This window comes from Arthrobacter arnarulunnguaqae (assembly GCF_051262515.1).
GTDB lineage: Bacteria > Actinomycetota > Actinomycetes > Actinomycetales > Micrococcaceae > Arthrobacter_N.
The window spans coordinates 23,949-45,938 of record NZ_JBIMER010000007.1 but is presented as its reverse complement, the minus strand read 5'-3'; the positions used below and the strand labels follow the sequence as shown (position 1 = coordinate 45,938).

General features: G+C 70.3%; 22 protein-coding genes and 1 tRNA gene. 9 read left to right on the top strand and 14 right to left on the bottom strand.

Annotated elements, in window-relative coordinates:
* Window positions 1-7 precede the first annotated feature (7 nt).
* The 3 genes from ACHAAJ_RS08505 to ACHAAJ_RS08495 are packed head-to-tail and all read right to left on the bottom strand — an operon-like array spanning window position 8 to window position 1,736.
* Complete coding sequence (locus tag ACHAAJ_RS08505; protein ID WP_435727658.1) at window positions 8-853, bottom strand: spermidine synthase; 846 nt, start codon at window positions 851-853, stop codon at window positions 8-10.
* On the bottom strand, window positions 846-1,370 hold the full coding sequence (locus ACHAAJ_RS08500; protein ID WP_435727657.1) for a GNAT family N-acetyltransferase: 525 nt from the start codon (window positions 1,368-1,370) through the stop codon (window positions 846-848). Before ACHAAJ_RS08500 ends, ACHAAJ_RS08505 begins: the two co-directional genes overlap by 8 nt.
* A gap of 54 nt (window positions 1,371-1,424) precedes the next feature.
* Window positions 1,425-1,736: a thiamine-binding protein gene (locus tag ACHAAJ_RS08495; RefSeq protein WP_435727656.1), complete on the bottom strand. Its 312-nt coding sequence runs from the start codon at window positions 1,734-1,736 to the stop codon at window positions 1,425-1,427.
* Between the two features lie 98 nt (window positions 1,737-1,834).
* Here ACHAAJ_RS08495 and ACHAAJ_RS08490 point away from each other — a divergent pair, with 98 nt between their 5' ends.
* Window positions 1,835-3,250 (top strand): amino acid permease, encoded by a 1,416-nt coding sequence (locus ACHAAJ_RS08490; protein WP_435727655.1) that lies wholly within the window; start codon window positions 1,835-1,837, stop codon window positions 3,248-3,250.
* A gap of 48 nt (window positions 3,251-3,298) precedes the next feature.
* On the opposite strand, the gene rraA is transcribed toward ACHAAJ_RS08490, so the two are convergent.
* Window positions 3,299-3,763, bottom strand: coding sequence for a ribonuclease E activity regulator RraA (rraA, locus tag ACHAAJ_RS08485; protein ID WP_435727654.1), 465 nt, complete (start codon window positions 3,761-3,763; stop codon window positions 3,299-3,301).
* Between the two features lie 72 nt (window positions 3,764-3,835).
* Between rraA and pta the strand changes: the two genes are divergently transcribed.
* The 6 genes from pta to ACHAAJ_RS08455 all read left to right on the top strand — a co-directional run bounded on the left by pta (window position 3,836) and on the right by ACHAAJ_RS08455 (window position 10,981).
* Window positions 3,836-5,923: a phosphate acetyltransferase gene (gene pta / locus ACHAAJ_RS08480; protein WP_435727653.1), complete on the top strand. Its 2,088-nt coding sequence runs from the start codon at window positions 3,836-3,838 to the stop codon at window positions 5,921-5,923.
* Window positions 5,924-5,925: 2 nt separating this feature from the next.
* Entirely contained in the window at window positions 5,926-7,068 is a 1,143-nt protein-coding gene (locus tag ACHAAJ_RS08475; RefSeq protein WP_435727652.1) for an acetate/propionate family kinase, read from the top strand.
* Window positions 7,069-7,078: 10 nt separating this feature from the next.
* On the top strand, window positions 7,079-7,669 hold the full coding sequence (locus tag ACHAAJ_RS08470) for a P-loop nucleotide/nucleoside kinase family protein (RefSeq protein ID WP_435727651.1): 591 nt from the start codon (window positions 7,079-7,081) through the stop codon (window positions 7,667-7,669).
* Between the two features lie 41 nt (window positions 7,670-7,710).
* Complete coding sequence (locus ACHAAJ_RS08465) at window positions 7,711-9,474, top strand: dipeptide ABC transporter ATP-binding protein (protein ID WP_435727650.1); 1,764 nt, start codon at window positions 7,711-7,713, stop codon at window positions 9,472-9,474.
* A complete protein-coding gene (locus ACHAAJ_RS08460; protein ID WP_435727649.1) occupies window positions 9,464-9,742 on the top strand; it encodes a hypothetical protein in 279 nt (92 codons plus the stop codon). Before ACHAAJ_RS08465 ends, ACHAAJ_RS08460 begins: the two co-directional genes overlap by 11 nt.
* A 201-nt stretch (window positions 9,743-9,943) precedes the next feature.
* Window positions 9,944-10,981 (top strand): type IV toxin-antitoxin system AbiEi family antitoxin domain-containing protein, encoded by a 1,038-nt coding sequence (locus ACHAAJ_RS08455; protein WP_435727648.1) that lies wholly within the window; start codon window positions 9,944-9,946, stop codon window positions 10,979-10,981.
* Window positions 10,982-11,021: 40 nt separating this feature from the next.
* Here the strand turns inward: ACHAAJ_RS08455 and ACHAAJ_RS08450 are convergent, their stop codons facing one another.
* The 6 genes from ACHAAJ_RS08450 to ACHAAJ_RS08425 form a co-directional block, all read right to left on the bottom strand.
* Complete coding sequence (locus ACHAAJ_RS08450) at window positions 11,022-11,993, bottom strand: ABC transporter permease (protein ID WP_435727647.1); 972 nt, start codon at window positions 11,991-11,993, stop codon at window positions 11,022-11,024.
* On the bottom strand, window positions 11,990-12,994 hold the full coding sequence (locus tag ACHAAJ_RS08445) for an ABC transporter permease (protein ID WP_435727646.1): 1,005 nt from the start codon (window positions 12,992-12,994) through the stop codon (window positions 11,990-11,992). The genes ACHAAJ_RS08450 and ACHAAJ_RS08445 overlap by 4 nt, the downstream gene beginning before the upstream one ends.
* Before the next feature lie 70 nt (window positions 12,995-13,064).
* Complete coding sequence (locus ACHAAJ_RS08440; RefSeq protein ID WP_435727645.1) at window positions 13,065-14,756, bottom strand: ABC transporter substrate-binding protein; 1,692 nt, start codon at window positions 14,754-14,756, stop codon at window positions 13,065-13,067.
* 202 nt (window positions 14,757-14,958) lie between these two features.
* Window positions 14,959-15,270: an AzlD domain-containing protein gene (locus tag ACHAAJ_RS08435; protein WP_435727644.1), complete on the bottom strand. Its 312-nt coding sequence runs from the start codon at window positions 15,268-15,270 to the stop codon at window positions 14,959-14,961.
* The gene (locus ACHAAJ_RS08430; protein ID WP_435727643.1) at window positions 15,267-16,007 is read right to left on the bottom strand and encodes an AzlC family ABC transporter permease; all 741 of its coding nucleotides are present in this window, start codon (window positions 16,005-16,007) and stop codon (window positions 15,267-15,269) included. Before ACHAAJ_RS08430 ends, ACHAAJ_RS08435 begins: the two co-directional genes overlap by 4 nt.
* A 9-nt stretch (window positions 16,008-16,016) precedes the next feature.
* A complete protein-coding gene (locus ACHAAJ_RS08425) occupies window positions 16,017-16,916 on the bottom strand; it encodes a glycerophosphodiester phosphodiesterase (protein WP_435727642.1) in 900 nt (299 codons plus the stop codon).
* A gap of 125 nt (window positions 16,917-17,041) precedes the next feature.
* Between ACHAAJ_RS08425 and ACHAAJ_RS08420 the strand changes: the two genes are divergently transcribed.
* Window positions 17,042-18,316, top strand: a complete 1,275-nt coding sequence (locus ACHAAJ_RS08420; protein WP_435727641.1) for a DUF445 domain-containing protein — start codon at window positions 17,042-17,044, stop codon at window positions 18,314-18,316.
* A 46-nt stretch (window positions 18,317-18,362) separates the two neighbouring features.
* Here ACHAAJ_RS08420 and ACHAAJ_RS08415 read toward each other — a convergent pair whose 3' ends face one another.
* Window positions 18,363-19,187 (bottom strand): hypothetical protein, encoded by an 825-nt coding sequence (locus ACHAAJ_RS08415; RefSeq protein WP_435727640.1) that lies wholly within the window; start codon window positions 19,185-19,187, stop codon window positions 18,363-18,365.
* Between the two features lie 153 nt (window positions 19,188-19,340).
* Here ACHAAJ_RS08415 and ACHAAJ_RS08410 point away from each other — a divergent pair, with 153 nt between their 5' ends.
* Window positions 19,341-19,592, top strand: coding sequence for a DUF6458 family protein (locus tag ACHAAJ_RS08410; RefSeq protein WP_435727639.1), 252 nt, complete (start codon window positions 19,341-19,343; stop codon window positions 19,590-19,592).
* Here the strand turns inward: ACHAAJ_RS08410 and ACHAAJ_RS08405 are convergent.
* The 3 genes from ACHAAJ_RS08405 to ACHAAJ_RS08395 all read right to left on the bottom strand — a co-directional run bounded on the left by ACHAAJ_RS08405 (window position 19,589) and on the right by ACHAAJ_RS08395 (window position 21,960).
* Window positions 19,589-20,227 carry an alpha/beta hydrolase gene (locus ACHAAJ_RS08405; RefSeq protein WP_435727638.1) on the bottom strand — a complete coding sequence of 213 codons (639 nt, stop codon included), beginning with the start codon at window positions 20,225-20,227 and terminating at the stop codon, window positions 19,589-19,591. The two genes, ACHAAJ_RS08410 and ACHAAJ_RS08405, sit on opposite strands and share 4 nt — an antisense overlap.
* A 52-nt stretch (window positions 20,228-20,279) precedes the next feature.
* Window positions 20,280-21,599, bottom strand: a complete 1,320-nt coding sequence (locus tag ACHAAJ_RS08400; protein WP_435727637.1) for an endonuclease/exonuclease/phosphatase family protein — start codon at window positions 21,597-21,599, stop codon at window positions 20,280-20,282.
* Between the two features lie 288 nt (window positions 21,600-21,887).
* Window positions 21,888-21,960, bottom strand: a tRNA-Lys gene (locus ACHAAJ_RS08395).
* Between the last annotated feature and the right edge of the window lie 30 nt (window positions 21,961-21,990).

Genomic DNA, 21,990 nt, shown 5'->3' with positions numbered 1-21,990 from the left:
GGGCGCGTCAGCACGCGAAGGCGCGCACGGCGGCGTCGTCCAGCATCTTCGCGGGGACGGCTCCGCCGAGTAGCTCCCGCACCAGCGCCGGGGTCGGTTCGATCGGGGCGTCGGAGCCGGCGATGACGACGTTCCCGCGGCGGCGCCCCTTGAGCATGGCCGGATCCGCGACGATCGCCGTGTGCGGGAACACCGAGCCGATCACCGCCGCCTCCGCCCGCGCGTTCCCCAGGTCCGGGGTGTCGCCGCAGTTCACCACGTAGAGCCCGCCCGCAGCGAGCACCCGGTGCGCCTCGCGGGTGAACTCCGGCGTCGCCAGCTCCGGGGGCGTCTTGTCCCCGGCGAAGACGTCCCGGATGACCAGCTCCCGCGTCGCGGACGTCAGCGAGGACAGCACGACGCCGGCGTCCCCCACCCGCAGCCGCAGCAGCGGCGCCCGGGGCAGGTCGAACCACGCGCGCACCAGTTCGGCGAGCCTGCCGTCGAGTTCGACGACGACCTGCCGCGCGTCCGTGTATTCGGCGGCCGCCCAGCGGGCCATGGAGCACGCCCCGCCGCCGAGGTGCAGCGCGCGGAGGCGACGCGCGGCGCCGTCGTGTTCGCCGCCGTCGTACTCGGTGGCGGGGAAGCGCGCGCGGACTAGGGCCGCGATCCAGCGCATGTACTCGAAGTCCAGGCGCGCGGGGTCGGCGAGGTCGACGTGCGAGGAAGGCACTCCGTTGACCTTCAGGATCCACCCGGTGTCGCTGTAGGCGTCGCGCTCCAGGGTGGCGGTGCCGGTGTCTATCGGATAGTCGCCGGGCGCGGGGCCGGCCGCCGCCGCGCCCGGCGACTTGCCCGAGCCCCTACCCACGCCGGACCATGCGCACCTCGTTCAGGCCCGACCACCGGCCCTCGAGCGCCTCGGTGCGGCCGTCGGCCGCGAAGCCGTTCTTGCGGTAGAAACCCTGCGCGCGCGGATTGTGCTCCAGGACCCAGACCAGCGCCGGGAGGTCGCCGATGGCCCGGCGCATCAGCCGCGCTCCCAGGCCGGAACCGTACGCCTCGGCGAGCACATAGAGCAGCTGGAGTTCGACGCCGACGCCCGCGTCCACGTCGTCGGCCAGTGCCGGGGCCGCGCCCGAGCAGCCGACAACGCGCCCGGCGGCGTCCTCCGCGAGCCACAACTCGGCGCCGGCGTGCAGGCCGCGGGTCCACCAGTCAACCTGCCCGTCGCGGCCGGCCGCCTCCTGCTCGAAGAACGGCTCGGGCCGTTGCGTGGAATACGCCTCGCGCCAGGCGGCGAGCTTCATGTCCAGGACGGCCGGAACGTCGGCCACGGCGGCTCGGCGGATGGTGAATGCGGGGGTGCTGGAATATGGAACGGTCACGCTGACAAGGTTAGCCGCGGTCGGGGCCGGCCGGGGTCGGTTCCGGGGTCCGGGCTAGTCGCTGTCGAGGCGGACCAGCGCCTCCTCCAGGCGCTCGACCTTGCCGTCCAGCTCGCCGGTGTGGCCGGGGCGGATGTCGGCCTTGAGCACCAGGGAGACGCGCGAGCCGTGGGCCGCGACGGCCTCCGTGGCGCGCTTGACGACGTCCATGACCTCGTCCCACTCCCCCTCGAGCTCGGTGAACATGGACGACGTCCGGTTCGGGAGTCCGGACTCGCGGACGATCCGCACGGCGGCGGCAACGGCGTCGTGCACCGAACCGTCCGTGCCGGAGGTGGACGGGGCGACGGAGAAGGCGACGATCATAAGGACAATTGTGTTGCATAACACGACCTATGGAAAACTTGATGCGGCCGACGCCCCACCGGGCGCGCCGCTCCCCACGCCACGACCCAGGCAGGACCATGCACACGAACACCGACAACGCCCAGGCAACGGGCTCCCGGACCGCGCTGAACCGCAAGCTCTCGCTGCGCCACATCAGGTTCATCGCGCTCGGATCCGCCATCGGCACCGGCCTCTTCTACGGATCCTCGGCCACCATCCAGGCCGCCGGCCCCGCCGTCCTGATCGCCTACGTCATCGCCGGTTGCGCGGTGTTCGTGGTGATGCGCGCGCTCGGCGAAATGGCCGTGCGGCACCCCGTCGCGGGCTCCTTCACGCAGTACGCGAACCGCTACGTCAGCCCGCGCATCGGCTTCCTCACCGGATGGACCTTTGCGTTCGAGATGGTCATCGTCGCGATCGCCGATATGACCGCCGTCGGGCTGTACATGGGCATGTGGTATCCGGACGCGCCGGGCTGGATCTGGATGCTCGCCGCCATGCTGCTGATCGGCGGGCTGAACCTGATGCGCGTGGGCGTGTTCGGGGAGCTGGAGTTCTGGTTCACGCTGATCAAGATCACCACGATCGTGGCGATGATCGGCGGCGGCCTGTACCTCTTGGTCTTTAGCGTGAGCATCGGCGGCTACCAGCCGGGGTTGCACAACCTCTTCGACCACGGCGGCTTCGCACCGTTCGGGGTGTGGGGCATCGTCATGAGCCTGGGGATCGTGGTGTTCTCCTTCGGCGGCATCGAGACGCTCGGCATGACGGCCGGCGAATCGGAGAACCCGCACACCGCGATTCCGAAGGCCGTGAACACGGTCCCGGTCCGGATCCTGGTGTTCTACGTGCTGTCCATCGGCGTGATGCTGTGCCTGTTCCCCTGGAACGAGATCGGCTCCGAGGGCAGCCCGTTCGTGCAGGTGTTCGCGGGGCTCGGCATCCCCGCCGCCGAGCACATCATCAACGGCGTCGTGCTCACGGCCGCACTCTCGGCGATGAATGCCATCTTCTTCGCCGCCGCCCGGACCATGTACGGGCTGGCGGAGCAGGGCCACGCGCCCAAGTCCTTCACGCACGTCTCGCGCAACGGGATCCCCGTGTGGCCGGTCGCCATCATCGTCGCCTGCCTCATTGTGGGGCTGGGGCTGTTCTTCTGGATCCCCGACCAGCTGTTCCTGCTCGTCGCGTCCATCGCCACGTTCGCCACGGTCTTCACGTGGGGCTCCATCCTGCTGTCGCACCACCGGATGCGGCGCGAGATGCGCGCTGCCGGCGAGCCCGCCGGCAGCTTCTCCCTCCCCGGATGGCCGGGACTGACCTATGTGGCGATGGCCTTCATGGCGTTCGTCGTGGTGATCCTCGCGTTCACGCCCGCCGGACGCACCGCCCTGGTGGTGGGCTTTGTCTGGCTGGGTCTGCTGCTGGTGGCGTACCACTTCCTGGTGCGCAGCGAAGGCCGACGCCGGATCGAGCTCGAGGTCCGGGACTGACCAACGCAACACCGAGAATCCCGGGCCCTCCGGCGGCGGGGCTGCAGGTCAGCCGGCGACGAGGATCCCGTCCTCGTCGCTCCACAGCATGGCCCCGGGAGTGAACACGACGCCGCCGAACTCGAGGACAACCTCCGTTTCACCCACGCCGTCCTTCGCGGATTTGCGCGGATTCGAGCCCAACGCCTTCACGCCCAGTTCCAGTCCGGCCAGGGCCGCGCGGTCTCGGATCGCCCCGTTGACCACGACCCCGGCCCAGCCGTTCGCGACGGCCGCAGCCGCGATCATGTCCCCCATCAGCGCCGATTCAAGCGACCCGCCGCCGTCCACCACGAGCACGGCTCCCCCGCCCGCGGAATTGAGGGTCGACTTGACCAGTCCGTTGTCCCGGTGGCAACGGATCGTCCGGACGGGTCCGGAGAACCTGGTGTGTCCACCCAGATTGAGAAGTTGCAGGGACACCGACTGTAGCGTTTCGTCGGCGTCGAAGAGATCGCAGGTGGTGAACGTCATGCGCCCAGCCTATGGGACGGCGGTTGCGGTTAGATTGGACGGATAGCCCATCCGCACCACAGGAGGAGCACCATGGCCCGCGGCCTGTACGTGAGCGCATCGACGTCGTCGAGCGGAAAATCGCTGGTCACCCTCGGCCTGGCGGACATGCTGCACCGGCGGGCCGACAGGATCGGCTTCTTCCGCCCCATCGTCGAGGGCGACTGCGGCGCGACGGCGAACGGGGCCGGGGACGCCGTGGTCACCCTGATCGGCGACCTCTTCGGCCTCGAACCGCAGCATGCCGTCGCGGGCATGACCCGGGCCGAGGCGCGCGAACTGATCGTCGACGGGCGGATCGACGAGATCTACTCGCGCTCGCTCGCCACCTACGCCGAGATCGCCCGCAACGTCGACGTCGTCATCGTGGAGGGCACGGACCTGACGGGGCACGACTTCGCCGTCGAATTCGACCTCAACGCGCGTTTGGCCAACCACCTCGGCTGCCACGTCGTCGCCGTCGTGAGCGCCGCAGACAAGAGCGTGGCGGAGGCGGCCGACGCCGTCGACGTCGCCCGCGAGGCGTTCCACGAGGAGAAGGCCGCGCTGCTCTCCGTGATCGTGAACCGCGCCCGGCCCGACGACGTCGAGGCCATCCGGCGGGCCGTGCGCCCCGGCCAGAAGCGCCGCCCGGTCTACGTCCTGCCGGAGATCGAGGAGATCGTCCGCCCGACCGTCGGCGAGGTCTCCTCCGCCCTCGGCGCGCGGCTCATCGCCGGGCTGCCCGACCTCGACCGCGACGTCCGCCACGTCATGGTCGCGGCGATGAACGTCGGCTACCTGCTGGAGCGCTACCGCGACGGCGCGCTGGTGATCACCCCGGCGGACCGCTCCGACGTGATGGTCGCCGCCGTCGCCACGTCCCGGACGCCCGGCTTCCCGTCCACCGTCGGGCTCCTGGTGACCGGCCCGCGCCCCGTCGAGGACTCCGTCCTGCCGCTGTTGGCCGAGGCGCCGTTCCCGGTGTTCGCCGTCGAGGAGGACACGTTCACCTCGGCCCACCGAGTGTGGGAGGTCAGCGGCGCGCTGAAGGCCGGCCAGCCGCGCAAGACCGCGGCGGCGCTGGGCACCTGGTACCGCGAGGTCGACGAGGACGAGCTCCTGGCGCGGATCAGCCTTCCGGCGCCGGAAACCATGACTCCCCTGCGCTTCCTGCACCAACTGATCGACCGCGCCCGCGCGGACCGGAAGCGGATCGTCCTCCCGGAGGGCGAGGACCTGCGGATCCTGCGTGCCGCGGAGATCATCCGCCGCCGGGACATCTGCGACCTGGTCCTGCTCGGCAAGACGGCGGAAATCCGGGACCTGGCGACGCGCCGCGGCGTGGACCTCACCGGGATCGACGTCGTCGACCCCGAACGCAGCGACCTGCTGGAGCCTTTCGCGGCCGAATACGCCCGGCTCCGCGCGCACAAGGGCGTCACCGTCGGGCAGGCGCGCGAACGGATGGTGGAGCGCTCCTACTTCGGGACCATGATGGTGCACCTGGGGCACGTGGACGGCATGGTCTCCGGCGCCGCCCATACCACCGCCAACACCATCCGGCCCTCGCTGGAGTTCATCAAGACCAAGCCCGGGGTGTCGATCGTGTCCTCGGTCTTCCTGATGCTGATGGCGGACCGCGTCCTCGTCTACGGCGACTGCGCGGTCAACCCCGAACCCGACGCAGCTCAGCTGGCGGACATCGCCGTCGCCTCCGCCGCGACCGCCCGGAGCTTCGGCGTCGCGCCCCGCGTCGCGATGCTCTCCTACTCCACGGGCACGTCCGGTTCCGGCGGGTCGGTGGACGACGTCCGCGCCGCAACCGAGCTGGTCCGCGCGCGCGAGCCCGGCCTCGACGTCGACGGGCCCATCCAGTACGACGCCGCGGTCGACGCCTCGATCGGCGCCTCCAAGCTGCCGGGCTCGTCGGTCGCGGGCCAGGCGACCGTGTTCGTGTTCCCCGACCTCAACACCGGAAACAACACCTACAAGGCCGTCCAGCAGTCCGCGGGCGCCGTCGCGGTCGGCCCCGTGCTGCAGGGCCTGAACAAGGCCGTCAACGACCTGTCGCGCGGATGCACCGTCGACGACATCGTCAACACCGTCGCCATCACCGCCATCCAAGCCCAGGAGTCCTGAGCATGCGCGTCCTCGTCATCAATTCCGGTTCCTCCTCGCTGAAGTACCAGGTCCGGGACACCGACACCCACGAGGTGCTGCTGTCCGGCCTGGTCGAGCGGATCGGCGAAGAGGTCCCGGACCACGCCGCCGCGCTGGACACCGTCGACGCGCACCTGCACCGGGTCCTCGGGGAAACCACGGTCGACGCCGTCGGCCACCGGGTGGTGCACGGCGGCGAGCGCTTCGCCGAACCCGTGCGGATCACCGACGACGTCACCGACGCGATCGAGCGCCTCGCTCCGCTGGCCCCGCTGCACAATCCCGCCGCCGCCCTGGGCATCGGCGCCATCCTGGAGCGCTGGCCGGGGATGCCGCAGGTGGCGGTGTTCGACACCGCCTTCCACCGCACGATGCCCGAGCATGCGTGGCGCTACGCCGTGCCGGAGGCCCTGTACCGGGAGCACGGGGTGCGCCGCTACGGCTTCCACGGCACCAGCCACGACTACGTCACCGGCCGGGCCGCCGAGCTGCTCGGCGTGGACCGCGCGGACTTCAGCGCCGTCGTCGCGCACCTCGGCAACGGCGCGTCCGTCACGGCGATCCGGGCCGGCGTCAGCGTCGACACGTCCATGGGCTACACGCCGCTGGAGGGACTCGTGATGGGCACCCGGTCCGGGGACCTGGACCCCTCGATCATCACCCAACTCATCATCCGCGGGGAATATACCGCCGAGGACATGGACCGGATCCTCAACAAGGACTCCGGGCTGAAGGGGCTGGCGGGCGAAAACGACATGCGCGCCGTCGTGGAGGCGGCCGCGGCCGGCGACGACCGCGCCGAGCTGGCCCTGTCCGTCGCCGCGTACCGCCTGCAGAAGTACATCGGGGCGTACCACGTCGCCGTCGGCGGGGCCCAGGCGATCGTGTTCACGGCCGGCATCGGGGAGAACTCCTCGCCGTTCCGCGAGCGCGTCGCCGCCGGACTCGCCGCGCTCGGCGTCGAACTGGACCCCGCCGCGAACCTCGAGCGCTCGCCCCGGCCCCGCGTGGTCTCCACCGCCGCATCCGCCATCCCGGTACTCGTGGTGCCCACCGACGAGGAGGCGGAAATCGCCCGCGCCACGGCCGACATCGTCCGCGCGGACGTCCCCGGACAGACCTAGGCCGATGGCCATGACCGCCGATCCACCGAGGGGTGCGACGCAGGGAAACGCCGGGCCGCGCCTGATCGTGTTCTGCGGCCTCCCGGGGGCGGGCAAGACCGCCGCCGCTGACGCGCTCGCGCGCCGGCTGGGACTGCCGGTGTTCGGCGTCGACCCGCTGGAGGCGTCCCTCGTGGCCGCGGGCATCAACCAGAACCGGCAGCCGACGGGCCTGGCCGCGTACTCGGCCGTGGAGGCGATGGCGGAGGCGCAGCTGCGCAACGGCCTCGGCGTCGTCATCGATGCCGTCAACGACGTCGCCGAGGCGCGCGGGCAATGGATCCGCCTCGCGGCCCGGACCGGCGCCGCCCTGTCCTGGTTCGAGGTGATCTGCTCCGACCCGACGACGCACCGCATGCGGCTGCAGAAGCGCCAGCGTACCGAGGACCCGCTGATCGGCGCGCCGACGTGGGAGTCGCTGAACCGCCGTCGTCGTCAGCTGGCCATCTGGCGCGACCCCCGTACGGTCCTGGACTCGCTGCACCGCACGCCCGAGGAACTCGCCGAGGATGCCGCGGCGGCACTGTCCCGGGCACACACCACGGCGCGAAGCCAGTTGTGACCGCACTCACTTTTGCCGTGGACTAGGGCAGGATGGAGGGCATGACCGAACACCGCGCCGAGCCCCTCGACATCACGCCCCGCGACAGCCCCGCCGCAGGATCGCCGCCCCCCGGGGGCGAGCCGTCCGTCCTGTTGGAGATCTCCGACCTCGCCGTTGGCTTCGCCACCATGCACGGCGAGGTGAGGGCCGTCGAGAACGCATCACTGCGGTTGCGGGCCGGGCGCACGCTGGCGATCGTCGGCGAGTCCGGGTCCGGGAAGTCCACCACCGCCATGGCGGCGATCGGGCTGCTGCCGGCCAACGGCCGCGTGACTGCCGGCAGCATCAAATTCGACGGCGAGGAGCTCGTCGGGATGCCCGAGTCGCGGATGCGGGCGATCCGCGGCCGGCAGATCGGGCTGGTGCCGCAGGACCCGATGTCCAACCTGAACCCCGTCACGAAAATCGGCCAGCAGGTCGCCGAGACCCTGCTGGCGCACGGCATGGCGACGTCCCGGAACGTGGATGCGAAGGTGGTCGCGACGCTCGAGGCCGCCGGACTGCCCGACGCGCGCGAACGCGCCAAGCAGTACCCGCACGAGTTCTCCGGCGGCATGCGGCAGCGGGCCCTGATCGCGATCGGCCTGGCGTGCCGGCCGCGGCTGCTGATCGCCGACGAGCCCACGTCCGCGCTGGACGTGACCGTGCAGCAGACCATCCTGGACCAGATCGGGCGCATGACCGACGAGCTCGGCACCTCGGTCCTGCTGATCACCCACGACCTCGGCCTGGCCGCGGAGCGCGCCTCGGACCTGGTGGTGATGCACCGCGGGAAGGTCGTGGAGGCCGGGCCCGCGCGGCAGCTCCTGGAGGACCCGCAACACCCGTACACGCGGTCGCTGGTGGGGGCGGCGCCGTCCGTCGCCGCGGTGCGCCTGCGACCGGGCGCGTACGCGGGCGACTCCGCCGCCCGTGCGGCGGCCGCCGCCGAAGCCGTCGCCGAGAACCTGGATCCCGCCGTGGCGACCGGGAACATCGTGGAGATCCGGGACCTGAACAAGGTGTACAAGCGGCGCGGGTCCAAGGAGGACTTCTACGCCGCGAAGGACGTGTCGCTGGACATCCCGCGCGGATCCACGGTCGCGATCGTGGGCGAGTCCGGGTCCGGGAAGACGACGACGGCGCGCATGCTCCTGAAGCTCATCGAGCCGACCAGCGGCACCATGGTCTTCGACGGGATGGACGTCGCCACGCTGTCCAAGGCGCAGCTGAGGGACTTCCGCCAGCGCGTCCAGCCGGTGTTCCAGGACCCGTACTCCTCGCTGAATCCCATGTTCACGATCGGCCGGATCGTCGAGGAGCCCCTGACCACCTACAAGCGGGGCAACGCGCGGGAGCGGGCCGCCCGGGTCCGGGAGTTGATGGACCAGGTGTCGCTGCCGCATTCGATGCTGCGGCGCTACCCGGCGGAGCTGTCCGGTGGTCAGCGCCAGCGCGTGGCGATCGCGCGGGCGCTGGCGCTGAAGCCGGAGCTGATCGTGTGCGACGAGCCCGTGTCCGCCCTGGACGTCCTGGTGCAGGCGCAGATCCTCCACCTGCTGGGCGACCTGCAGGCCGAGCTGGGCCTGAGCTACCTGTTCATCTCCCACGATCTCGCCGTGGTGCGCCTCATTTCCGACTACGTGTGCGTCATGAAGGAAGGCGAGCTTGTGGAGGCCGCCAGCTCCGAGGAGATCTTCACGAACCCGCGCCACCCCTACACCCGCCGCCTGCTCGCCTCGATCCCGGGCAACGAACTCGAAATAGATCCGGATGCCGCCTGACCCGGAGGTCCCCGCCGACGGCGAGCGCAACGCCGGGCCGGAGCCCCAGGGGTTCGGTTTCCGGACCGGCGTGCGCAGCGCGCGCGTGGCCTTCGGAATCGCGGTTTTCCTGCTGGTGCTGGCGACGTCGCTGGTGTTCATGGGGGCCGCCTTGGCCGTGCGGTCCCAGGCATGGTGGGCCCTCGCGGCGTTGGGCGTGCTGGAACTGGGCTTCATCGGAGCGTTCGCGGCCCTGGCAACCCGCGCCCGGTCAAGAAGAATCCGGTAGCCCCCTCACCACCTCCCCCACCACCGGAAGTGGACATTTCCTCGCGTTGGAGCGTGTGGTTTCGTCCACTTCCGGTGGTGTGGGGCGGACGGCGGCCGGATTGATTGTCCACAGGCGGCAGCTGTCGGACGCGGACCGGCAGGCATCCACAGCCCGACCAGAAGGCGGGCGTGGGCCCGCGCTCCGGCCCACGCTGGTTCCATGGAGTTTCCCGCAGCGCGCATCGTCACCTCCGCCTCCGTCCGCAGGGCCGGCGGCAGCCTCCGGGCCGTCGCCCGCGAATACGAGTCCGGCGTTCTGGTGCGGCTGATGCGCGGCGTGTACATCGACACGGACGATTGGATCGGCGCCACGACGTGGGACCGATACCTGCTGACGACGGCGGGGCTCGCCCTCGCCGAACACCATTACGTCTTCTGCCGGGAGACGGCGCTGGTCCTGCTCGGCATCCCGCTGGCCACGGTCCCGGACCGCGTCCACGTGTTGGTCGGACACCCGGCCAGGGTCGGGGCACGGCGCGGGACCCTGGCCTACGCCAAGCCGCCGGAGGGGCGACCGCCGTCGGGTTTTCCGGTCACCGGACATCGCGTGGAGGGCATGGGCAGGGCACACGTCGACTCCGAAGAACTCGAGGTCAGGCTCCACTGCACGGATCTGGACACCACCCTCGCGGACACACTCGCCGACCTCCGACTGGACGCTTCCGCCGTCGTACTGGATGCCGTCATGGCGGGCCGCGACGCGTTGGCGGAACACCGGAGAACCCGCGCGCAGCTCGCCGCCTTGGCGCGGAAGGAGTCTTCGGCCGCGCCCCGGCGGCGGATGCTTGCGGCGGTGAGGTTCGCCGATCCCGCGTCGGAGTCCCCGGGCGAGTCGCGTAGCCGTGCGGTGATCCACCAGCTCGGCTTCGTGGCTCCCGTGCTGCAACGCGAGGTGCGGGACGCGCGCGGGCTGGCCGGCAGGGCCGATTTCTGGTGGCCGTCCGTCAACGTGGTCGGCGAGTTCGACGGGATGGTGAAGTACGCGCGGTCGCGGGAACTGTCGGGACAGGACCCTTCGGAGGTCGTGGTCTCCGAGAAGTTGCGGGAGGACCGGCTGCGGGCGGCGGGGTGCGGCGTCGTCCGGTGGGGCTGGGCCGACCTCGAGGATCCGCGACGCCTGGCCGCGAAGCTCGACGCCGCCGGAATCCCCCGCTTCCAGCGCAAAAAACATCGCGAAGTGGACAATACCGCCGGTTAACAAACCGTTGTATTGTCCACTTCGCGGGGTTGGGGGGGGGTTAGCGCTGGCGGGACTTGGGGTCCAGCGCCTCGCGCAGGGATTCGCCCAGGAGGGTGAAGCCCAGCGCGGTGATGGCGATGCAGATGCCCGGCAGGAAGGCGAGCTGCGGCGCGATGCCGAGCTCGGCCTGCGCGTAGGTAAGCATGCGCCCCCACTCGGCGGTCTGCGGCACGCCGCCGCCGAGCCCCAGGAAGGACAGCGCGGCCGCGTCGATGACCGCGGTGGCCAGCGTCAGGGTGGCCTGGACGATGACCGGGCCCACGGAGTTCGGCAGCAGGTGGCTCATGGTGATGGTGCGCCGGCTCAGGCCCAGGGTCTGCGCGGCCAGGATGTAGTCGGCGCCCTTCTGCTGGAGCATGGACGATCGCAGGAGCCGCGCGAAGATCGGGACGGCGGAGACGCCGATGGCGATCATGATCGCGTAGGCGCCCTGCCCCAGCACCGCGGCGATGGAGACCGCCAGCAGCAGGTTCGGCACGGACAGCAGGATGTCGACGAACCGCATGATCACGTTGTCCACCCAGCCGCCGATCCCGCCGGCCAGCAGCCCCAGGATCATGCCGCCGACCAGGCCCATGGCGGTGGACACGACGCCGATGGTCAGCGACGCCTGCGCCCCCCAGATGAGCTTGGAGAGCACGTCGCCGCCGAAACGGTCCAGGCCCAGCGGATAGCCGTCGATCTCGCCGGGTCCCGGGATGTTGGTGGGGGTGATCTCCGTGCGTCCCGGGAGGTCGTTGCCGCCGTACGGCGCGAGGATCGGCGCCAGCACCGCCACCAGCAGGAACGCCAGGACGATCACGGCTCCGGCGATGGCGGCGGGATTGCGGCGCAGCCGGATGAACGCGTCGCGCCAGACGCTGGTGCCCTTGGCATCCCGGACCTCGGACGACGGCGGAGGCGCGGCGGCGCCGTCTCCGGCCGGGGACATTTCGGGTCCGCCGGGGGCGGGGGGAAGAGTCATGCTCATTGCACACGCACCCTCGGGTCGATAAGGCCATAGGAAACGTCAACCAGCAGGTTGATCAGCGAATAGATGATCGCGATGAAGATGATGAACCCCTGCAGCACCGGATAGTCGAGTGTGAAGATGGCATCGCGCAGGAACCGTCCGATCCCGTTGAACGCGAACACGGTCTCGGTCAGCACCGCCCCGGAGATCAGCAGCCCCAGCTGGAGGCCGATGGTGGTGGTCACCGGCAACATGGCGTTGCGGAGGATGAATCGGTTGCGGATCAGGGTTGTCGAGAGGCCCTTCGCCCTGGCCGTGCGGACGTAGTCGGCGTTCATGACCTCGAGGACGGAGGCGCGCGTGATGCGCACGATGATCGCCAGCGGGATGGTGCCCAGGGCGACGCCGGGAAGGATCAGGTGCACGAAGGCGTCCCAGGCCGCGTCCCACTCCTGGGTCATCAGGCCGTCCAGGACGTAGAAGTCGGTGACGTGGGTGGCGTTGATCCGCGGGCTTTGGCGTCCGTCCGTGGGGAACCACGGCAGTTGGATCGCGAACACCCACTTGAGGATGAACGCCAGGAAGAACACCGGGATCACGATCCCGAAGAGCGAGATCAGCACCGAGGCGTGGTCCTGCCACTTGCCGACGTTCCTGGCCGCCCAGTAGCCCAGCGGGATGCCTATCCCGATCGCGAAGACCAGCGCCACCGCGCTGAGTTCCATGGTGGCGGGAAAGCGGCTGGCGAACTCCTCCAGGACGGGCCGGCCGGTGCGCAGGCTGACCCCGAAGTCCCCCGTGAGCAGCTTGCCCATGTAGAGGAAGTACTGCGACAGGATGGGCTCGTCGAAGCCGTAGAGCTCGTTGATGCGGGCGACCGCCTCCGGGGTGGCCTTGTCGCCGAGCAATGCGGTGGCCGGCCCGCCGGGCAGGTTGCGGACCCACAGAAACAGCAGGATCGACAGGCCGAAGAGGGTGGGAACAAGCAGTGCTAGCCGCTTGCCGATGACTCTGAGCACGGGGTCCTCTCGAGAGTGGTCAAGACGGCGCGGCGGCGGGCCCGGGCCCGCCGCCGCGCGCGATGAGGGGCTACTTGTTCAGTTTGATCTCGTTGAAGACCTCGTCGTTGACCGGGCTGGTCGGGAACGAGTCGACGCGTTCGTTGAAGGCCAACGACGGCGCCGGGTGCGCCAGCGGGACGGCCGGGACGAGCTCGGCGATGTCCGCGTTGATCTCCTCGTACAGCGGGGTCTGCTCCTCGAGGACCGGGACGCCGCGCGCCTCGGTGAGCTTGCCGAACAGCTCCGGGTCGTTGAAGCCGAACTCCGGCTTCTCGCCGCCGAAGAAGACGCCGACGAAGTTGTCGGTGTCGTTGTAGTCGCCGGTCCAGCCGAGCAGGTGGATGCCGTGGTCGGCACCGCCCTGGATGCGGTCCAGGTAGTCCGGGCTCCACTTGTCCGGCTGCGCGTTGACCTTGATGCCGACCTCCGCGAGCTGGGCGCTGATGTTGGTGAACACCTGCTCCGGCGTCGGCATGTACGGCCGTGAGACGCCGGTCGGGTAGTTGAAGTCCAGGTCGAAGCCGTCCTCGTAGCCGGCGTCGGCCAGTAGCTGCTTCGCCTTCTCCGGGTCGTAGTCGTACGCCTCGACGTCGGGGTTGTAGCCGTTCACGGAGTCCGGGATGAACTCGATGGCCTTCTTGGTGCCCTCCGGCAGCGTCTGCTTGATGAGCGCGTCCTTGTCGATCGCGTGCGCGATCGCCTGGCGGACCTCGAGCTTGGCCAGCTCCTCCACCTTCTGGTTCATGCCGAGGTAGAGGATGGTGAACGGGTCGCGGGCCATGATCTTGTAGCCGGCTTCCTCCAGTGCCGCGGTGTCGGCCGGGGCCACCAGGTCGTAGCCGTCGATGTCGCCACCCTCGAGCGCCTGGCGGCGGGCCACCGGGTCCTCGATGACGCGGAAGACGATGCGCTCGATCTGGCCCTTCTCGCCCCAGTACTCCTCGTTGAAGGAGAGCTCGATCTGCTGGCCGTTGTCCCAGCTGCCGAACTTGAACGGGCCGGTTCCCACCGGGTGGCCGGTCGCGTACTCGGAGAGCACCGGGGCCTCGGACGTCCCGCTGATCTCGTCGGCGCCGAACTCCTCCATGGCTGCCGGGGACTGCATGGAGAACGCCGGAAGGGACAGCGACGCGATGAAGCCGGCGAACGGCTTCGCCAGCGTGATCTTGGCCTCCGACTCGGAGACCGGCTCACACGACTCGTAGACGGCGTTCTCGGGACTGTCCTTGTAGCCCTTGAACAGCGCGTTGTAGTAGTAGCCGACGCTGGCCGCCTGCTGGATGCCCTCGAAGTTGTACCAGCGTTCGAAGTTGGCGCATACGGCTTCGGCGTTGAAGTCCGTGCCGTCGTGGAACTTCACGCCCTCCTTGAGCTTGAAGTCGTAGACGAGTCCGTCCTCGGAGTTCTCCCAGGACTCGGCCAGCAGCGGGGCCGGGTTCGCGGTTCCGGATTCGGTGCCGACGAGGCCCTCGAAGATCTGGCGGGAGACGCGGAACGATTCGCCGTCGGAGGCGAAGGCCGGGTCGAGGGATTGCGGGTCCGAGGACGCCGCGAAGATGAAGGTCGAGTTGACGTCGCTGTCAGCCCCGGCCCCCGCGTCCGCGTCCTCGCGCTCGCTCTGGGCGCATCCGCTGAGGACGAGCGCCCCGATCGCGAGCGATGTGGTGATGGTGGCAAAGCGGCGGGCGGCCGTTCGCTTCGGCCTGCCATTGTGGGTCATGGCTTCTCCTGGGTTCGAGTCCTGGCACCGGCAGCCGCGCCTGACGACGTCGGCCCTCCGGGTTCGGAGCGTCGGTGCATGATGTGAGCCTAGTCTCATTCAAGACTTGTTTCACGCGTTCCCGGGAAGGATCACAGGGCCGACGATCACGATTCGATTACGGGCGCGGACGTGCGCCCGGGAGCGCCGGACCGTCGCCGGGTTAGGGCAATCCCGCCAGGCGCAGGAGGGCCGCGGTGGCCGCCCCGACGATCACCACCACCAGGAACGGGGCGCGGAGGGCCAGTACGACGCCGGCGGCCAGCAGCGCGCCGAGGCGGGAGTCGAGTGCCAGCTCCTGGCCGGAGCCGAACGCGTTCACCGCGGTGAGCGAGGCCAACAGTCCGATGGTGAGCGCGCCGGCGACGCGGGTGACGTGCGGGTTGTCGAGCAGGCGGGCGGGCACCAGGTAGCCCAGCAGCTTCGTGGCGTACGCGACCGCGCAGGCCACCAGGATCCAACCCCAGAGGCTCACGGCGCCGCCTCCCCCGCCGCCCGCGCGTGCTCCGCGGCGTAGGGATCCACGTCCGGCTCCAGGCCCTCCCCGTCCTGGCCCCGGACAAACCAGCCCCAGATCCCGGCGACCAGTGCCGCCACCAGGATGGGCAGGCCCGGCGGCGCGAACGGCACGGCCAGGACGGTCACCAGGGCGGCGACGACGGCGAGCGCCACCGGCTGACCCGAGCGGAGCCGCGGCCAGAGCAGTCCCAGGAAGGCAGCGACCGCCGCGCCGTCGAGGCCCCACGCCTTGGGATCGCCCAGCGCGTCGCCGAGCAACGCGCCGGCGACCGTGAAGAGGTTCCACATCACGAACACGCCGAGGCCCGCGACCCAGAACCCCCGGCTCCGCTCGCCCGGCTCGGTCTGCCCGGAGGCCGTCGCCGCGGATTCATCGATCGTAACGTGCGCCGCGAGGGCCTTGCGCCATCCGGAGGGCCGGAGCAGGGCGTTCATCTGCATTCCGTAGACCACGTTGCGCACTCCCAGCAGGGTTGCGGCCCCGAACGCGGCGGACCCGCCTCCGCCGCCGGCCAGCACGCCGATGAACGCGAACTGCGAACCGCCCGTGAACATCAGGGCGCTGAGCGCCACGGCCTGCCAGACGTCGAGCCCCGAGGCCACGGCCAGGGCCCCGAAGGAGATGCCGTAGAGCCCGGTCGCGACGGCGATGGCGGCGCCGACCTTGACGGCGGGCGACTGGGCGAATTTCACCAGTCCAGTCTAGTGCGGGATCGCCTGCGGGGACGCGGCCAGGGCGGGTGGCACCGCACCGTTCCGGGCGGCGAGGTGCCGTTTGACGTGGGCGGGACGGTTGCTGGTCAGTTCCTGCACGCCGAGCCCCACGAGGTAGTCGACGTCGTCGTCTGCGTCCACCGTCCAGGCGCGGATCCGCAGGCCGGCCCCGATCCACCGACGCAGGGTCTCGGAATTCGCGCGCGCGAACGCCACCCCGGGGCCGGCGATGCCGACCGCCCCGGCGTCCAGCCTGTCGATGCCGCCGTCGAGGGTGCGGAGGATGACCTGCTCCATGGCCGCGCGGCCGATCATCCCGAAGTCGTCCATGAAGTCCTCGTCGATCCCGGTCACGAGCTGGCAGAGGTGGTGCCCGGGAACGCCCTGGAGCAGGTAGTCGATCGAACCGGGGTCGAAGCTCATCAGGCTCACGGCGACCTTCCCGATCCGGGAGGTCTCGGGGTCCCATCCGGCCCGCATCAGTTCCGCCAGGACCCGTTCCTCGAGCTTCCGGCCAAACGGACTGGGGTGCTTCAGTTCGATCGCGAGGCCGATTTCCCGGTCCGCCAGTCGCGTCATCGCCAGGATTTCCGGCAGCGTGACCAGCTGCTGCGAGCGGGCCCCATACGGGTCGGGGATGCGCGCCCCCTTCCACGAGGAGAAGTCCAGGCGGCGCAGCTCCCGCAGGGTGTACCCGGCGACGGACCCCGTGCCGTCGGACGTCCGGTCCACCGTCTGGTCGTGGTGGCAGACCACGTGGAGGTCCTGACTCAGCTGGACGTCGCACTCGACGCCGTCCGCTCCCTCGTCGATGGCCTGCTGGTACGCGGCGCGGGTGTTTTCGGCGTAGGCCAGGCTGGAGCCGCGGTGCGCGAAGACTCTCTGCATATTCCCAAAAATACGCGATGATTCCGGCTCCGGCACCGCATGGGGGGACGGAGCGGGTGAACTATCGTTGAAGCCTTGGGAGCCGCCTAGCCCTAGAGATGACGCCCAGCCGCGAGGAGCCCACGATGGACGAGACCACCGACGCGAAAACCGGAGCGACGACGGACGCGGAGCGGGCTGTGGCCCTGACCCGCATGAAGCGGCTGGCGACCGGGCTGCTGGTGGTCCTCGCCGTCGTCTTCGCCGTGTCCTTCTCTTTGCAGGACCGGTACCCGTGGCTCGAGTACGTGCGGGCGGCGGCCGAGGGGGGCATGGTCGGCGCGCTGGCGGACTGGTTCGCCGTGACCGCGCTGTTCCGCCATCCGCTGGGGCTGAAGATCCCGCACACGGCCATCATCCCGCGCAAGAAGGACCAGATCGGCGAGAGCCTCGGCGGATTCGTGCAGGACAATTTCCTGTCGGACGAGATCGTGTCCCGGAAACTGGACGGCTTGGCGCTCGCGGCGACGGCGGGCGCCTGGCTCGCCCGGCCCGAGGGCGCCGAACGCGTGGCCACGGAGGGCGCGACCGTGATCCGCGGCGTCCTCGGGGTCCTCGACGACGAGGACGTGCTGCGCCTGCTGGAGTCCCTCGCCCGGAAGCACATGCTGGCCCCCGAGTGGTCCTCCACGCTGGGCCGCGTCCTGGAGACGGTGGTGCGCGACGGCCACCACCGCCAGCTCGTGGACCTGTTGGCCGACCGTGCGGCGGACTGGGTCGCCGCGAACCGCGCGACCGTCGTCGGACTCGTCGCCGAGCGCTCCCCCACGTGGCTGCCCGGGGCGCTGGACCAGCTGGTCGGCGAGAAGCTGCACCGCGAGCTGGGCCGGTTCATCGATGCCGTGCGCGCGGACCCCGGGCACAGCCTGCGCCGAAGCATCGACGGTTGGCTGGGCGACTTCGCGGCCGACATGCAGTCCAACGCGGACACGGTGGCGAAGGTGGAGCGGCTCAAGCATTCGCTGCTGGGGGACCCGCAGCTGCGCGAGCTGGCCGCGGCGGGCTGGGCCAGCATCAAGGCGGCGCTCGTCGACGCGGTGGAGAACCCGGAGTCCGAACTGCGGCGCTCGTTCGTTCGCGCCGTCGCGGACCTCGGACGGCGGCTGACCGAGGACGCCCGGCTGGCGGGCAAGGTGGACGCCTGGGTGGCCGGTGCCGTCGGCTACGTGGTGCGCACCTACCGCGGCCAGATCGCCGACGTCATCCGCGAGACGGTCGCGCGCTGGGACGGCGCGGAGACCAGCCGGAAGATCGAGCTCCAGGTGGGACGGGACCTGCAGTTCATCCGCATCAACGGAACCGTCGTCGGCTCGCTCGCCGGGCTGACGATCTTCGCGGCCGCGGACCTGCTGCTGCGGTAGCCCTACGGACGGCTACGTCTCGGGCGTGGGTCCGCGCGGAGACTTCCTAGGACCCGGAACGACGCCGGCGCTCGGCCTCGATGTCGCGCTCGACGTCGGCTTGCGCGCGTTGGATCGCGCCGCCGTCGTGCCCCTGGGACCGTCCCGATGCCTTCGCGAGCTCGCCCGGGATGATGGTCGGCAGCGGGCCGAAGGCCAGCGACGCGGCCTCGACGACCTTCTTGCCGAGGAAACGGTTGCCGGCGCCGCCAACGGCGGCGCCGATGCCGAACGGGATGGCCCGCCCGAGCAGCGAGGCGCCCTGGGTCGCCAGCATCCGGCGCAGGAAACGCTTTTGGACGCTCTTGGAGATGCCGCCCCACATGCCGCCCTGGCCGGTCGCGCCGAACACCGAGCCCCATCCGCGGACCGGACCCGCGCCCTTGCCGGCGGCCTGATGCGTGAGCGCGGAGATCATGGAGCTGCCCTCCTCGCCCATCAGGACGGCCATCACCAGGGCGCGCGCCTTGTCCGGATCCGCGGTGGTGATGCCGTGAAGCTCCGCCAGCGACTGCGCGTAGAGCGCGCTCGCCTCCAGGAAACCCACGGTCGCGGCGGCGGAGAGTCCCAGCGAGGCCACCGTCCCGACCCCGGGCACGACGGCGGTCGCGCCGACCGCGGCGCCGCCGCCGGTCACGGCCACGAGATAGTCGCGTTCGATCAGGCGGGCCAGTTCGGCCGCGCTGGCGCCGGGGTTCTTTCGGTGCAGCCTGGACAGGTAGGCGAGGACCAACGGCCGCTGGACGCCGATCGCCCTGAGCATGGCGCCCTGGATGCCCGGCACCGGCTTGCCGTCCTCGCCGAGGACCACGGAAGTGAATTTGTCTGTCATAACAGCACCACTCTATGGGGTGGAACCGACGACCGCGAGGGATGCGAATCGCGGTGTCCATGCCGTGTGGTTTGGCCCGGTCAAGGGTAGTTTGGGTGTTGTGGCACCGGCCACACGGCGGTTGTTGCCGCCGCAGTCGAAAGGGGCACCCCCATGCGCATTGGCCTTTCCATCTTCCTCCTCGCCCTCGGGGCGATCCTCGCGTTCGCCGTCAGCGACGCGGTCCCCGGGGTCGACCTGACGATCGTCGGCTACATCCTGATGGCCGCGGGCGTCCTCGGCGTGATCATCTCGCTGGTCGTCGGCATGCCGCGGTCCAGGCGCCGGGTCAGCGAGTCGCGGACCCTCCAGGACCCGCACACCGGCGAGGCCGTGACGCGAAACGAAACCCGGAACGACCTCTAGACGCCCTCCCGCGGCAGGTAGTGCCGCAGGAACGCCGCCGCGTCGCGCAGCTCGTCCGCGCTCGTGGCGTGCCCCATGCCGGGGTAGGTCCGCGCGGTCAGCCGCGTATGCCGCTGCAGCCACCCGGCTGTGTGCTCGACCGCGTCGGCGTTGATGACCGGATCAGCCCGGTCGCGCCCCCAGAAGAACGGCGTGCGGCCGACCGGGCCCCCCGGTTCCGGATCGATCAGCTCGAGGAGCTTGCTATCCAGCACGAACCCGCTCAGCCCGACCGCCGAGCGGTACGCCCCCGGCCTCAGCCGCATCAGCGTGGTGGCCATGGCCATGCCCTGCGAGTAGCCGAACAGGTTCACCGATTCGAACGCTTCGGCGTGGGCGTCCTGGAAGTCCAGCACCGACTGGGCGGAAGCGACGACGTCGGCGAAGTCATGCGCCAGGAAATAGTCCAGCAGGAACCAACCGCTGGCCCCGCCGACATCGAGTCCGCCGCGGAGTGCGACGCCCGTCACGTTCGGCGGCAGCGTGCCGAAATGCCGTGCCATCGCCGTCTCCGATGAACCGTAGCCGTGCAGCATCAGCAGCAGGTGCGTGCCCGCGCGCGCCGCGTGCGGCTTGGAGAACAGGGCTTCGGGCATGGGGACATCCTAGGTCCGGGCGTATCGCATCTCGGCCCCTTGCCCGGGGTGGCTAGGTCGCGGAGAGGCTGACGTCCACCCAAACCAGCCGATGGTCGCTGGTCCGGAACGGGTTGCCGCCCACCAGGTCGGCGCCCTCTTCCGCGGCCGAGGGCCAGAAGACGCCCGATCCGGCCACCGGGAGGTCCCGCGACGGAAGTACGTAATCCACACGGAGTGGTCCGGTGCCGCGGCCCCGGAAGTCCGCCGTCCGCAGCCTGGCAGCATCGTCGGACTCGTCCCGTGGCACACCGTCGGGCGTGAACGAGGTGAAGCCCCATGATCCCCCGCCGGCGGCCGCCCCCGTGGACGACGGAAGCGGATCCGTGAGCCGCGGGTTGTCGAGGAGCCGGGAAACCGCGCCCTCGTGGGACCCGCCGCGCAGCGGATCCGCATTGAGGTCGCCCAGAACGACGAAGCGCTCACCGGCCGGGAGACCGCCCTGTGCTCCGGCGTCGTCATAGATGTACTCGGCGGCCTTGCCGCCGGAGACGTAGTCGCTCAACAGGCGGATCTCGTCGTGGTTGCGGCGGGCGTTGCGGCGTTCCGGGCCGTCGAAGACGGGCGGTGTGGGGTGCGCGGCCACCATGTGGACGACCTGGCCATCGACGTCGACGGGCACGTCCCAGTGCGACTTGCTGCTGAGCCGGAAGACGTTGCGCACCAACGGGCTGTAGTAGCCGGACGGCATCAGGTTCTTCGGCATGTCCTTCCACAGGAAGTTCTGGAACGTGCGGACCTCATCCTCGAGAATCGGATACTTCGAGTAGAGGACCATGCCGTACTGGCCCGGAAAATCGCCGAAACCGAAGGAGTCGTCGGCGCCGCCCACGGATCCGTCGCGGTCCAGGTCGGCCCCGATCGGGACACCGGTGTTGGTCGGAGCGGCGTACTTGTAGGGGTAGGTGAGGCCCGACTGGCCGTTCTGTCCGGCGGAGAGGTAGTTGTCGCGGAAGAGCGTCGCGGCCTCGTGGTCCTCGTCATAGTCGAACTCGTTCAGCAGCACCACGTCCGGTGCGGTGCGCTGGATCACTTCGGCCACGGCCTGGACCTGGGCGTTGTTGGGACTGGTCAGATCCGAGACCAGGTCCCCCGCCGCGGCACGGTTGAGGGAGACGTTGTAGGTCGCGACCCGAAGGTCCGCGGCGCTGCCCGATTCCGTCGACGAGAATCCGTCCGCCCAATTCCGCGCGCCGTCCGCGGCGATGTTGTTGCCCATCAAAACCGGTCCTCCCGCGGGGACTTGGCGTTCCGCGTATGCCGGCGCGCCCACACCGACGGCCAGACAGGCAGCCAGCAGGACGGCAAAGGCCGCACGGGGAAACGAATGCATGGAACCAGACTAGGCGCTCGGCCTTCGCAACGGCCGTGACAAACGCCACTTGTGGATGGCAGGGCCTCTTGGGCGGATGTGGGGGGAGGCCAGCGGGCACGCCCCGATCGCCGTTATTCCGCGGATCTCCGGGGAGGTAACGGGCCGGCGGCCGTTCCCTCGGACAAGCCCATCGTTGCCGGATCGATATCTGCGACGTACGTATCCGGCGTCCTTCCATCGGCGGACGTCACGATGCCGAACCAAAAGCGCCCCGCGCCGGCCGTGGCCGACGCGGGGCGCCCGGGGTGGGCCCTGCGGGGATCGAACCCGCGACCCGCGGATTAAAAGTCCGATGCTCTACCATCTGAGCTAAAGGCCCCTGGCCGCAAAACGGCCGAACACCATGCTA